The sequence below is a fragment of the Streptomyces sp. NPDC007991 genome (assembly GCF_042958445.1).
Classification (GTDB): domain Bacteria; phylum Actinomycetota; class Actinomycetes; order Streptomycetales; family Streptomycetaceae; genus Streptomyces.
Genome location: NZ_JBIBJD010000011.1, coordinates 210,800 through 223,640 on the forward strand (window position 1 = coordinate 210,800; position 12,841 = coordinate 223,640).

Below are 12,841 nucleotides of genomic sequence, written 5' to 3' on the forward strand. Positions count from 1 at the left end.
GCGCGCACCGACCCGTTACCCTTGTCCCCGCGCCGCCGATCACGGCCGGCGCGGGGAGGCGTGCCCGAGCGGCCGAAGGGAACGGTCTTGAAAACCGTCGTGGCAGCGATGTCACCGTGGGTTCAAATCCCACCGCCTCCGCGCAGGTCATAGCTGTGCTGGTCAGAAGGGGTGCTCCTCGGTGAGGGGCACCCCTTTGCGGTGGTCTGCGGTCTCGTTCCGGTAACGGAGCGGCTGTTGATCTTACGGTCGCCTACGGGGTGCGTAAGGGTTGTGGCCGTTGTGTGCCCATGAGGCGCGCGGCTTCGATCGTTCGCGTGTCATGCGCGCGACATAGTGCAGGGGGTTGTTCCATGAAGGGCAAGAAGGCTCTCGCGTCGTTACTCGCGGCCGGCGCCCTCGCCGGGTCCCTCGTCGGGCTGAGCGCGGCGAGCGCCGGCGCGGCGAGTGCCAGTGCGGCCGGTGTCTGTGACGTCACGTACATCATCCAGAACAACTCGAGCGGTGAGGGCGAGTTCATCCAGCCCACCACCGTGCGTGTCAAGCCGTACACGGAGTGCGGCAAGGTGGGCACCTTCGTCAAGGGCACGACGTTCTACTACTGGTGCTACGTCAACAACTCGTACGGGAACAAGTGGATCTACGGCCGGATGGCCGGCACCCAGACCAAGGGCTGGGTCTACGACACGGAAGTCATGCACACCAAGGGAACACTGAAGAAGTGCTGAGGCCGATCCACTCGGGCAGGACAGCGGGCCTCGCGGGCCCGGGCGGCGTGCCAACCGTCGTGGCAGGGCGAGTGCCGGCGTGAGCGGGCGCATCGTCGTCGTCACCGCTGTGCACGGCCCGTCGGCCCGCTTCCTGCCCGAGGCCCACACGTCGCTGTGCGAGCAGTGGCTGCCGGCGGGCTGGGAGTGGCACTGGGTGATCCAGGAGGACGGGGAGGGTGCGGACGTACGGCCGTACGTGCCCGACGACGAGCGGGTGACGTTCCGGCAGGGCCGGGCCGGGGGGCCCGGTGTCGCCCGGACTTTCGCGCTGGCGCATGCCGAGGGTGCGTACGTGAAGGTCCTGGACGCCGACGACCGGCTGACGCCGGGCACCCTCGCGCGGGATCTGGCGGCCCTGGAGGCCGACAGCGGGCTCGGGTGGGCGACGTCGCGGGTGCTGGACCTCATGCCCGACGGGTCGACGGCCGGGTTCCCGGGCGATCCCGACCCCGGGCCGATCGAGCGCGGGGCCGTGTTCGAGCACTGGAAGGCCAACGGCTTCCTCGCCCCCGTCCATCCGGCCTCGCTGTTCGTACGCCGGGAGCTGCTGCTCGCCCTCGGCGGCTGGATGGCGCTGCCCGCGTCGGAGGACACGGGGCTGCTGCTCGCACTGAACGCGGTGAGCCGGGGGTGGTTCTCCGGCGAGGTGGGGCTGTTGTACCGGAAGTGGGACGGCCAGGTGACCGGGCAGAAGGCCCATGTCGACCGGGCCGAGCGCGCGGCCCGGATGGCGGTCGTGGAGGCCAGGGCCCGGGCGCTGGCCGGCCTTCGGTGGCCCTTTCCGGCGGGGCACTGACGTGAGCTGATCAACCTCCTACGGCCTGAGCTCCGTCTCCCCCGGCGCCTTCCCGGTGAGGTCATGGCGGATGTACCACTCCGTACCGAGCAACCGCTCCCGCTCGGGCCCCGGCAGCGCGGCGATCAGGCCCGGGGCGGCTCCCCGTTCCACCTCCGTGCGGTGCGCCAGCACGGCGGCGATCTTCCGGTCCAGCCAGTCGGTGACGTCGACGGTGGCCGTGACCCGGTCGTCCGGGACCGTGCGCATCGTCTTGCCCGTGGGCGCCAGGTGGCCGCCCCACGCCCGGACGGCGGAGTGCGGGTGCGTGGACAGGTACAGCGCGCTCGGCTGCCAGGGTTCACCGGCGTCCGGATAGAGGCGTTCGAATCCGGCGGCGTGGACCGCCAGCAGGGTCAAGCGGTGGGTGTGTACGTGGTCCTCGTGGCCCGGCAGGCCGCCGTAGGCGTCGTGGGTGACGACGATGTCCGGACGGAAGTCCCGGATCCGGGCGACCAGGATGCCCACCGCCTCGTCGAGCGGCGCGTCGCACAGCCGCGGGCTGCCCGGGGCCGACCGCGGGACGCGGGAGTCGGCGTAGCCCAGCAGGCGTGGCCGGCCGGCGCCGAGGATGTGGAGCGCGTCGGCCAGTTCCGCGGCGCGCGGGGTGTCCGCCGCCCAGGTGGCGGTGACGACCGCCGTACGGGCGCCCGCAGCCGCGTGCCGGGCGAGGGTGCCGCCCGCCGCCAGGGACTCGTCGTCGGGGTGGGCGAAGACCGCGAGCAGGCTCGGTACCGGCATCGGCCCTCGCTACTGCCGGTCCGGCGACGACGGTGTGCCGGTGCCGGTGCCGGTGCCGGTGATGCTGATGGCCTGGCTGGGGCACTTCTCCGCCGCCTCCAGGATCTCCGGGGCGTCGCCCGCCTCTTCGCGGCCCGGGCGGACGACACCGAATCCGTCGACGAACTCGAAGACCGCCGGGGCTCTGTGGACGCACTCGGCGGAGCCGTAGCAGAGCTCGCGGTCGACAGAGACCTTGAAGACCTGGTGCCCCTTCATTGCCTTCATCCCCCTCGTCCCCCCTCGTCCTCCACCGGCCGGTACCGGAAGCCGGTGGACCCGAGATGTCGACTGCCCAGCGCGAGGCCGGCCGAACCGGCCCCCCTACCGCGCTCCGGCCGCCGCGAGCCAGTGGGCGACCCGGCGTACGGCGGCCTCGTCGAGTCGTTCGGCCAGGGCCTGGACCGTCGCCTCGTCCTCGAGGGAGAGGTCGTAGAGGCCCGCCTTGCTCAGCCCCGACATGATGACCTGGTGGCGGCGACCGGTCATGCGTTCCGCCAGTCCGGCCGGTCCGGGCGGTCCGGCGGCAGGGGCTTCGGGGGTCGGGCGGGACGCGGCGGCCTGCTGCGGGTGTGTGGCGGACTGCGGTGGCGTGTCGAAACGGTGCCAGTCGCCGTCCTTCGGTCCCCACAGGGCGAAGGCCACCTCGTCCCCACGCGCGCGCAGGGTCTGTGTCATCTCACCGAGGGCGTGCATGACGGGCGAGCGGTGGGGTGACTCCGCGGCGGCACGCCAGGTCTGCTCGGCCGGCCGGTAGTACATCGCCACCCAGCGCGGGGTGCCCTGCGGGCTCGGACTCTCGGGACGTGTTTCCACTGTGCTCACCCCTGTACGTCGCTCGTCGGCAACGGCAGGGCGACCATAACTGACGTTCCGTCAGTTATCCAGGGTTGGAGGGCGCGGTCCGCTGGGGAGGATCACCACGTCGTCCGGCACCGGTCCCTCCCCTCGTGGGGACCGGTGCCGAACGGTGGGGTCAACGTCGCCCGACTTCGCTGGAAGTTGACCGGATGAGTGCGCTGCTGCGTCCGGATCCTGCCAGTTTCGGCCGCCGACGAGGAGTCTCCGGTTCCGGGTGGGCGGTATTGCCGCAGGTCAGGCATATAGAGTGAGTTTTCCGGTCCGGACGTCCAGGCGCGGAGAGTTAAGGAGTGGAGACCTTGGGTTCCGACTCCGGGGCACGTACCGCCTTCGCGGAGCGCCTCGCACTGCTGTACAAGGAAGCCGGGAACCCTCCGCTCAAGCGGGTGTCCGAAGCGGTCGTCCGGCTCCAGCGGGTCGACGAACGCGGGCGTCCCGTCCGGGTGTCCGCGCAGCGCATCAGCGACTGGCGCCGGGCGCGCAACGTACCCGCCCAGTTCACCGCCCTCGCGGCGGTGCTGCACGTGCTGATCCCCGAGGCGCGGCGTGCGCGGCCCACGCCGGTCTCCCCCGGCCTGTACGACCTCGGTCAGTGGCAGCGGCTGTGGGAAGCGGCGGTGGCCGGTCCGGCCGGCGAGCGCGGCCCGGACTCCGCGGAGCGGGAGCGGCCGGACGCCGGGGCCCCGCCCGTGCCGCCCGGCGGGGTGTGCCCCTACCGGGGGCTGGCCTCGTACCGCAGAGAGGACGCCCGGTGGTTCTTCGGCCGGCAGCGGAGCACGGAGGCGCTCGTCGCCCAGCTCCGGGTAGTGGCCGGGACCGGAGGCCTGGTCATGCTCGTGGGCGCGTCGGGGGCGGGGAAGTCCTCGCTGCTGAACGCCGGGCTGGTGCCCGCCCTTCGGGACGGGGCGCTGGGTGACGGTGGCGATCGTAGTGCCGGTGCTGCCGGTGCCCGTGGCGGCGGTGGCGACCGCAGCGCCGAGGGCGACAGCGACGCGGGTGGCGGCGGCGACCGTAGTGCCTATGGCACTGGTGGCGACAGCGGCGGTGGCGACGGAGGTGGCAGCGACCGCGGTGGCGGTGTCGGTGGTGTCGGTGGTGTCGGCGACCGTCCCGGCGAGGCCCCGACCCCCCACACGACGGCGGTCGTGCAGCTCGTGCCCGGCGGTCACCCCCTGGCGGAGCTGACCCGGTGCATCCCCGAGCTGGGGCCGGTCGTCCCGGCCGTGGTCACGCAAGGCGCGCCCGGCGCGGAGGACCCCGCCGTTCCCACCGCCGTGGGCCCACGCGTCCCGAGGGGCCCCGACGTGCGCGCCGCCGTCGCCGCTTGGGCGCGGCGCGAGGCGCCGTCCGGTGCGCGGCCGGTCGTCATCGTGGACCAGTTCGAGGAGACGTTCACCCTCTGCGCCGACGAGGCGGAGCGGCGTGCCTTCGTCAAGGTCCTGCACGCCGCCTGCTCGCCGGGCGGCGACGGCGGCCCGGCCCCGGCGGTCGTGGTGCTGGGCATACGGGCCGACTTCTACGAGCAGTGCCTCAGATATCCCGAGCTGGCCGACGCGCTCCAGCACCGGCACATGGTGCTCGGCCCCCTGACCACCGCGGAGCTGCGCGAGGCGGTGACGGGCCCGGCCAAGGCCGTCGGCCTGGAGCTCGAACCGGGCCTGGCGGAACTGATCGTCCGGGAGGTGAGTGCCGACGGCCCGCGCGGGGCGCACGACGCGGGCGTGCTGCCGCTCCTCTCGCACGCCCTGCTCGCCACCTGGCAGCGCAGGAAGGCGGGCCGGCTCACGCTCGCCGGGTACCGCGCGGCCGGCGGCATCCAGGGCGCGGTCGCGGCGACCGCCGAGCGGGCCTGGTCCGGTCTCGACCCGGCGGCGCGCACGGCGGCCCGGCTGCTCCTGCTCCGGCTGGTGCGGCTGGGCGAGGACACCCAGGCCACGCGCAGGCGGGGCACCCGGCGCCAGCTGGCGGAGGAGTCGACCGACCCCGGCAAGACCGAGGAGTCCCTGGAGGCGCTGGTCCGCGCCCGGCTGGTGACGCTGGACGCGGAGACCGTGGAGATCACCCACGAGGCGCTGCTGCACGCCTGGCCGCGGCTGCGCGACTGGATCGACGACGACCGGCAGGGCAACCTGCTGCGCCAGCGCCTGGAGGAGGACGGCCGGGCCTGGGAGGAGTCGGACCGCGACACCTCGCTGCTCTACCGGGGCTCCCGGCTGGAACAGGCCCACGGGTGGGCGAAATCCGCCGGGGACACGTTTCTGACCCGGAGCGCGGTGGAGTTCCTGGCCGCCTCGGTCCGGCTGCGCCGGCGCGTCATCTGGCTCAGCCGGGGCGCGGTGGCGACCCTGGTCGTGCTGGCGGTGCTGGCCGTCGGGGCGGCCGTCGTCGCCTGGCAGCAGCGGGACGACGCCGTGTTCGAACAGGTGCTCGCCCAGGCGGATCGCGTCCAGTACACGGACCCCTCGCTGTCCGCGCAGCTCGACCTGGTGGCGCACGGGCTGCGGCCGGACGACAAGGGTGCGAACAGCCGCCTGATCTCCATCGTGAACGCCCCGCTGTCCACGCCACTGGTCGGCCACAGCGGCGCCGTCTACCTGACGACGTTCAGCCCGGACGGCCGCACCCTCGCCACCGCCAGCTACGACCGGACCGTACGGCTGTGGGACGTGACCGACCCGAAGCGTCCCAAGCCCCTGGGCAAGCCGCTCACCGGCCACACCAGCTGGGTCAGCAGCGCGGTCTTCAGCCCGGACGGCCATACCCTCGCCAGCGCCTCCGACGACGGCACGATCCGGCTGTGGGACGTGACCGACCCCGGCCACCCGAAGCGGCTCGGCAAGCCCCTGACCGGCCATGAGGGCACGATCTACCTGGTCGCCTTCAGCCCGGACGGCCGTACGCTGGCCTCCGTCGGCGACGATCGCACCGTACGGCTGTGGGACGTGGCCGATCCGCGCCGGCCGCGGGCGCTGGGCACGCCCCTGACCGGGCACGAGGCCGCCGTGCGGTCGGTGGCGTTCAGCCCGGACGGCCGGACGCTGGCGGCCGGCGGCGACGACGGCACGATCCGGCTGTGGGACGTGGCGGACCCCCGGCGTCCGGAGCCGGTCGGGGAGCCGCTGACCGGCCACACCGCCACCGTGCACTCCGTGGCCTTCAGCCCGGACGGTCATACGCTCGCCAGCGGAAGTTCGGACAACACCGTCCGGCTCTGGAACGTGGCCGACCGGCGGCACGCGGCCGCGGTCGGAGCGCCGCTCACCGGCCACACGGGCGCGGTGTGGTCCGTGGCCTTCAGCCCCGACGGCAGCATGCTCGCCGCGGCCAGCGCGGACAGCACGGCGAGTCTGTGGAAGGTCGACGATCCGGCGTACCCGTCGCAGGTCGGCGCGCCCCTGGCGGGCAGCAGCGGCGAGATGTACGCGCTCGGCTTCAGCCCCGACGGGCGCACGCTGGCCACCGGGTCGGGCGACAACAAGGTCCGTCTGTGGGCGCTGCCGACGGCGGACATGATCGGCCGGACCGGAGTGTTCCGGCCGGACGGGCGGGTGCTCGCGACGGCGGCGCTGGACGGACGGGTCCGGCTGTGGGACGTGCGCAGGCCCGGCAGGCCCGTGCCCATCGGCGAACCGTTTCTGCCGAAGGGGGGCGTGCGCTCCCTGGAGTTCTCCGCGGACGGCCGCACCGTCGGGGTGGTGACGGGGAACCGGGCCTTGCAGCTGTGGAACGTCGGCGATCCGGACCGTCCCGCCCCTCACGGGTCACCCGTCCCCCTGCACATCCGGTTCGCCGACCCGCTGGCCTTCAGCCCGGACGGGCGCCTGCTGGCGACCGCCGACGACGACCGCACCATCCAGCTGTGGGACATCCGCGACCCGTCCCGTCCGCGCCCGCTCGGCGCGCACCTCACCGGTCACAAGGGGTACGTCAACTCCCTCGTCTTCAGCCCCGACGGCCGTACGCTCGCCAGCGGCAGCGCCGACGGGACGATCCGGCTGTGGAACGTGACGGACCCCGGGCGTGCCGTCCTGCGCGGCGCGCCTCTCACGGGGCATCTCGGCGCCGTCAACGTCCTCGCCTACAGCCCCGACGGGCGGACGCTGGCCAGCGGCGGCGACGACAACTCCGTCCGGCTCTGGGACATGGAGGACCCGGAGCGGGCCTCGCAGCGCAAGAGCCTCACCGGTCACACGGAGGCGGTCGTGTCACTCACGTTCAGCCGCAACGGTCACACCCTGGCCAGCGGCGGTAACGACAGCACCGTCCGGCTCTGGAACCTCTCCGACCCCGCCAGGGCCACCGCGATCGGCCAGTCGATGAGCCCCAACGCCAAGAACGCCGGCACCTTCCTGGCGTTCAGCCCGACCAGCCACATGATCGGGGTGTCGAGCGGCACCGACACCATCCGGCTGTGGAACCTGGACGTCGAAGCGGCCGCACGCCGCGTCTGCACGATGACCCGGGGCGTTCTGACGCGGGAGACCTGGAGCGAGTACCTGCCCCGGCTGTCCTACGACCCGCCGTGCGGGCCCTGACGGGGCCCGGTCGTTCAACAGACCGCGCTGTCACGGCAGTTGAGTGATACGAGTCACAACTTTGGCTTTACTGACGAACAGTCGGTTTCCATGGACAAGCGCTTGTTACCCTTGGCCATAGCCCGACCGCTGGTGCATCCCCCGTCGCCAGCGGTCGGGCCTTTGTGTGGGCGGGTGAGCTCGCAGGTCGAGCCGCATCAGGACCCGGGGGTGGCCGGCCAGGACCGAGGTGGTGGCTGAACGCGTCGTGGAGCGGCTGCGCCATCCCGGCGAGCGCCGAGGCGCCCCGCGCGAACGGCGTGATCGGACCGATCGCCCCGGACCGGCCGCCAACGCCGCCACCGCCGCCACCGCCGCCGGGTGCGGCGGCCAGGGCGGACGGACCGCCCTGATCATTGGTGTTCTGGACGTAAGACCGGCCCTGCTCAGGCCGACGCCGCCCGCAGCAGGCGCAGGTGGCCGATCTCCGTCGCGTTCTTCATCAGTTCCGCGTTCAGCCAGGCCGCCATGTGCGCGACCGTGTACTGGGGGTCGTTCGGCCAGGGGAACGGTGCCGTGGCGTCCAGGCCGGGGTCGGTGAGCGCGTCGAGGACGGTCAGCCATTGCGTGTGCAGGCCGCGCAGCCAGTCGATGGCCGGGGTGCCCTCGCCGGGCCAGGCGATGTCCGTACGGTCGCGTGGCGGACGGCCCTGGGCGTGGTCGAGGGCCACGCTCCACCACCAGCCGATGTGCCAGCTCACCCAGGCGATGGTGGGGACGGGCACCGGGTCGGGCTCGGTCTCCGCCCAGTCGGGGACCCAGGTGCCGTCGGGGCCCTCGCGCATCGTCCAGCAGTGCGGCGCGGGCTCCCAGAGGAAGTCCTCCGGTTTCAGCCGCTCCAGGTGGTACTCGAACAACGACCAGGTCAACTCGTGCTGCCAGCGCAGCAGTTCCGTGCGGGAAACGCTCATCGGGCGAGCCTACGCAGGAGCTCGGGCGTCCCGCGCCAGTCCCGCCCAGTCGAGGTCGCGCAGCCCCGGCTCCGCGTCACAGCCCGAGGGCATCCGGGGTGTGGCCTGGAACCATACGACGGTGAGCCGGGAGCGGTAGGCGACCGGGTCGTGGGCCGGATCGAGAGCCGTGGAGTGGAACGTGCCGACGCAGGCCACGGCGGGCAGCACCTCGACGGGCCCGAGGCCGCCCGCGTACTGGTCGGGGTAGGCGCGCCGGGGCGGGAGCAGATGGACCGGTGTGCCGGGGCGGGCCCGCTCGGCGGCGCGCAGCAGGCCGCGGATCCGCCGGTCGTTCACCGGCTTGCAGGGATAGCCCTCCAGCAGGTCGCCGTACGTCGAGGTGAACCGCAGCTCGGCGAGATCCACCGGGCGGCCGGAGGCCAGGACGAGGCGGGCGAGCGCCAGGGCCGGCGGTTTGGCGTGCTGTCGCATGGAGGTCTTTCGGTGCTCATGGACGGGGCGTCGTTCAGGGCCGGTGCCCCGTCAGCCGCGCCGCCGACGCGATCGTCGCCCGGGCCTCGCGCTCGGACAGGCCGGTGCCCCGGGCGGCGTCGACCAGGGCGTCCACGAGCGCGGGGCCGATGCCGTCCTCGTAGGCCCGGCAGGCCGCCCAGAACAGCCGGGTGTTGCGCTGGCCCTCGTGCGCGGCGAGGACGAACTGGACCAGGCCCTGGCCGTGGCCGCCGGTCGCCGGGGGCGTGGGGTGGTGGGAGCGGGGCGGCGGGAGGAGCAGGCGAAGGAGGGAGCGCGGGCAGGGCGCGGGGGCCAGGTGCGCCGTCCCCGGGGCCGCGGCGTACACGCCCTGGCCGCTGCGGGAGCCGGGGCCGACGAGGTAGCCGCCGGCGCCCCGGATGTCGATGCCGGGGGCGAGGCGGCCCGCCGAGTTGGGGACGACCACGTCGGGCGGTCCGCTCAGCCAGAGGTGGCGGCCGCCGGACGGGGTCACGACGACCACGGTCGGCGGGATGGTGAACAGGTGCCGCAGCGCCAGCTCGCGCAGGGCGGCCGAGGCGTCCGAGCCGGTCTTCACGTCCAGGTCGACGCCGATCAGATGGTGCGGGGGCAGGCCGCAGGCGATGCCGTACCCGGTCGCCCAGGGCGCCGCGGCGAACAGTTCGCGGATGCGGGCGGGGTCGCTGGAGGCGTCGTAGACCCCATGGCCGAGCCGGCCGCACTCGCCGTGGCAGGGGGAGGGGACGGGGTCGTCGCGGTGCGGGGAGCGCAGCGCCGGGAGCTTGGTGCGGGACAGGGGGATGACGGCCAGTCCGCGTTCGGCGGCTGACAGGGCGTGTGCGAGGGCCAGCGTCGTGGCCTGCCGGTCGGTGGTGGCCATGCCACTAGTTTCGTACGTACGTTCGAAAAAAGAAAGAGGGAACGGGCGCGACTCGCGACGCGTGGTGGTGAGCTGAGTGGGCCGGTGTACGGCGTCGGCCCGCGTCGTGTGTGGGTGTGCTTCGTGGGGTGACAAACGCCTGTGAGGTCTTGACGGAACCCAGGATCTGACGGACAGTCAGAAACCGTGAGCGGTGACCCGGAGATCCACGAGGAGAACGAGGGGTTCGAGGCGCGCCTGAAGGCCTACGAGGGCCGCCCGGCCGCCGCAACCGGGACCGGCCGGGACCCCGTCAACCAGCCGATGATCAGGCACTGGTGCGAGGCCATGGGCGACACCAACCCGGCGTACACGGGCCCGGACGCCATCGCTCCCCCCACCATGCTCCAGGCGTGGACCATGGCAGGTCTCTCCCGCCGCTCCGAACGCACGGCGGCCTACGACGAACTCCTCGGCCTGCTCGACGTGTCGGGCCATGACGCGGTCGTCGCCACCGACTGCGAGCAGGAGTACCTCCGCCCCCTGCGCCCCGGGGACGAGATCACCTTCGACTCGGTGATCGAGTCGGTGTCGGAGCGCAAGACCACGAAACTGGGCCCGGGCTACTTCGTCACCACCCGCACGGACATCAGGGCGGGCGGCGAACTCGCCGGCACCCACCGCTTCCGCATCCTCAAGTACGCCCCAGCCCCCCGCCCGAAGAAGCCACTGACGCCGCAGAAGAAGCCGCAGGAGCGCCGCCCCCGCCCCGTCGTCAACCGCGACAACGCCGGCTTCTGGGAGGGCGTGGCCCGCCACGAGCTGCTGATCCAGCGCTGCACCGGCTGCGGCACCCTGCGTTTCCCCTGGCTGCCGGGCTGCAACAGCTGCGGCTCGCCGGACTGGGACACCGTCGAGGCGAGCGGTGAGGGCACGGTCTACTCGTACGTCGTCATGCACCACCCGCCCTTCCCGGCCTTCGCGCCTCCCTACGCGGTCGGGCTGATCGAGCTCGCGGAGGGCGTGCGGATCGTCAGCAACGTGGTGGGGGTGCCGTACGACAAGGTGCGGATCGGCATGCCGGTGCGGCTGGAGTTCCGGCGGTACGACGAGGAACTGGTGCTGCCCGTCTTCCAGGGGGTGACGCCGTGAACGCAGGCGACCGTCTGCCGCCGCTGGAGATCCCGGTCACCCGGACCCTGATCGTCGCCGGGGCGATCGCCTCCCGGGACTACCAGGACGTGCACCACGACCCGGAGACGGCCCGGCGGAAGGGCTCCCCCGACATCTTCATGAACATCCTGACGACCAACGGCCTGGTCGGGCGGTACATCACCGACCACTTCGGGCCCCGGGCCGAGCTGCGCCGGGTGGCGATCCGGCTCGGCGCGCCCAACCACCCCGGGGACACGATGGTGCTGACGGGCACGGTCGAGGAGGTCGACGGGGACACGGCGACCGTCCGGGTCGTCGGCGTGAACGGCATCGGCACCCATGTCACCGGCACCGTGACCGTGAGGATTCCGGCATGAGCCCACGAGAGCGGGACGGGCTCGGCGGGCGCGCGGCCGTCGCCGGTATCGGGGCCACCGAGTTCTCCAAGGACTCGGGCCGCAGCGAACTGCGGCTGGCCGTCGAGGCGGTGCGGGCGGCTCTGGACGACGCGGGCCTCACCCCGGCCGACGTGGACGGGATGGTCACGTTCACCATGGACACCAGCCCCGAGATCACGGTCGCCCAGGCGGCCGGCATCGGCGAGCTCTCCTTCTTCTCCCGCGTCCACTACGGCGGCGGCGCGGCCTGCGCCACCGTCCAGCAGGCGGCCCTGGCCGTCGCCTCGGGCGTGGCGGACGTGGTCGTCTGCTACCGGGCGTTCAACGAGCGCTCGGGCCGCCGCTTCGGCTCCGGGGTGCGGCACCGGGAGCCGTCGGCGGAGGGCGCGGCGCTCGGCTGGACGCTGCCGTTCGGCCTGCTCACCCCGGCCTCCTGGGTGGCGATGGCGGCCCAGCGGTACCTCTACACCTACGGGCTGACCCCGGAGGCCTTCGGGCACGTGGCCGTGGCCGGCCGCAGGTACGCGGCGACCAACCCGGCGGCCTACTTCCACGGCCGGCCCATCACGCCGGCCGACCACGCCGCGTCCCGCTGGATCGTCGAGCCGCTGCGGCTGCTGGACTGCTGCCAGGAGACGGACGGCGGTCAGGCCCTCGTCGTCACCTCCGTCGAGCGGGCCCGCGACCTGCCGCACCCGCCCGCCGTGATCGCGGCGGCCGCCCAGGGCGCCGGACGCGCGCAGGAACAGATGACCAGCTTCTACCGCGACGACCTGACCGGCCTGCCCGAGACGGCGGTGGTGGCCCGGCAGCTGTGGCGGAACTCGGGGCTCGTACCGGCCGACATCGACGTGGCGATCCTCTACGACCACTTCACGCCGTTCGTCCTGATGCAGCTGGAGGAGTTCGGCTTCTGCGGCCCCGGTGAGGCGCCGGACTTCGTGGCCGGGGAACGCCTGCCGCTCAACACGCACGGCGGACAGCTGGGGGAGGCGTACCTGCACGGGATGAACGGGGTGGCGGAGGCCGTGCGGCAGATCAGGGGGACGGCCGTGAACCGGGTCCCGGGTGCGGAGCGGGTCCTGGTGACGGCGGGCACGGGCGTGCCCACGTCGGGGCTCGTGCTGACCGCCGATCCTCAGGGTTGACCCGCAGTACCCCGGTACCTCCGCTCCACCTACAGGAGGTGCGGCGAACCCTACC

General features: G+C 73.3%; 12 protein-coding genes and 1 tRNA gene. 7 read left to right on the forward strand and 6 right to left on the reverse strand.

What is annotated here, in order from left to right; all coding sequences use genetic code 11:
* Positions 1-54: 54 nt before the first annotated feature.
* From ACFZDA_RS30170 to ACFZDA_RS30180, 3 genes are all read left to right on the forward strand, one after another.
* A tRNA-Ser gene (locus ACFZDA_RS30170) sits at positions 55-141 on the forward strand.
* Between the two features lie 212 nt (positions 142-353).
* Positions 354-728: a hypothetical protein gene (locus ACFZDA_RS30175; RefSeq protein ID WP_391087721.1), complete on the forward strand. Its 375-nt coding sequence runs from the start codon at positions 354-356 to the stop codon at positions 726-728.
* A gap of 79 nt (positions 729-807) precedes the next feature.
* Positions 808-1,566: a glycosyltransferase gene (locus ACFZDA_RS30180; RefSeq protein ID WP_391087723.1), complete on the forward strand. Its 759-nt coding sequence runs from the start codon at positions 808-810 to the stop codon at positions 1,564-1,566.
* 18 nt (positions 1,567-1,584) lie between these two features.
* On the opposite strand, the gene ACFZDA_RS30185 is transcribed toward ACFZDA_RS30180, so the two are convergent.
* From ACFZDA_RS30185 to ACFZDA_RS30195, 3 genes are all read right to left on the reverse strand, one after another.
* Complete coding sequence (locus ACFZDA_RS30185) at positions 1,585-2,346, reverse strand: PIG-L family deacetylase (RefSeq protein ID WP_391087726.1); 762 nt, start codon at positions 2,344-2,346, stop codon at positions 1,585-1,587.
* A gap of 9 nt (positions 2,347-2,355) precedes the next feature.
* Complete coding sequence (locus ACFZDA_RS30190; protein ID WP_391088106.1) at positions 2,356-2,604, reverse strand: 4Fe-4S domain-containing protein; 249 nt, start codon at positions 2,602-2,604, stop codon at positions 2,356-2,358.
* A gap of 105 nt (positions 2,605-2,709) precedes the next feature.
* Entirely contained in the window at positions 2,710-3,201 is a 492-nt protein-coding gene (locus tag ACFZDA_RS30195) for a hypothetical protein (protein WP_391087729.1), read from the reverse strand.
* Positions 3,202-3,536: 335 nt separating this feature from the next.
* Here ACFZDA_RS30195 and ACFZDA_RS30200 point away from each other — a divergent pair, with 335 nt between their 5' ends.
* Entirely contained in the window at positions 3,537-7,781 is a 4,245-nt protein-coding gene (locus ACFZDA_RS30200) for a hypothetical protein (protein ID WP_391087732.1), read from the forward strand.
* A gap of 425 nt (positions 7,782-8,206) precedes the next feature.
* Here ACFZDA_RS30200 and ACFZDA_RS30205 read toward each other — a convergent pair whose 3' ends face one another.
* Genes ACFZDA_RS30205 through ACFZDA_RS30215 form a run of 3 tightly spaced genes read right to left on the reverse strand, consistent with a single transcriptional unit; the run spans position 8,207 to position 10,106 of the window.
* Positions 8,207-8,731, reverse strand: coding sequence for a DinB family protein (locus tag ACFZDA_RS30205; protein ID WP_391087734.1), 525 nt, complete (start codon positions 8,729-8,731; stop codon positions 8,207-8,209).
* A gap of 9 nt (positions 8,732-8,740) precedes the next feature.
* Positions 8,741-9,205, reverse strand: coding sequence for a hypothetical protein (locus ACFZDA_RS30210; protein WP_391087737.1), 465 nt, complete (start codon positions 9,203-9,205; stop codon positions 8,741-8,743).
* Between the two features lie 34 nt (positions 9,206-9,239).
* The gene (locus ACFZDA_RS30215; protein WP_391087739.1) at positions 9,240-10,106 is read right to left on the reverse strand and encodes a bifunctional DNA primase/polymerase; all 867 of its coding nucleotides are present in this window, start codon (positions 10,104-10,106) and stop codon (positions 9,240-9,242) included.
* A gap of 186 nt (positions 10,107-10,292) precedes the next feature.
* On the opposite strand from ACFZDA_RS30215, the gene ACFZDA_RS30220 reads away from it, so the two are divergent.
* From ACFZDA_RS30220 to ACFZDA_RS30230, 3 genes are read left to right on the forward strand one after another with little or no spacing between them, the layout of a single operon-like run.
* A complete protein-coding gene (locus tag ACFZDA_RS30220; RefSeq protein ID WP_391087742.1) occupies positions 10,293-11,237 on the forward strand; it encodes an OB-fold domain-containing protein in 945 nt (314 codons plus the stop codon).
* On the forward strand, positions 11,234-11,617 hold the full coding sequence (locus tag ACFZDA_RS30225) for a MaoC/PaaZ C-terminal domain-containing protein (protein ID WP_391087745.1): 384 nt from the start codon (positions 11,234-11,236) through the stop codon (positions 11,615-11,617). Before ACFZDA_RS30220 ends, ACFZDA_RS30225 begins: the two co-directional genes overlap by 4 nt.
* Positions 11,614-12,786 (forward strand): lipid-transfer protein, encoded by a 1,173-nt coding sequence (locus ACFZDA_RS30230; protein WP_391087748.1) that lies wholly within the window; start codon positions 11,614-11,616, stop codon positions 12,784-12,786. The genes ACFZDA_RS30225 and ACFZDA_RS30230 overlap by 4 nt, the downstream gene beginning before the upstream one ends.
* The last annotated feature ends 55 nt before the right edge of the window (positions 12,787-12,841 follow it).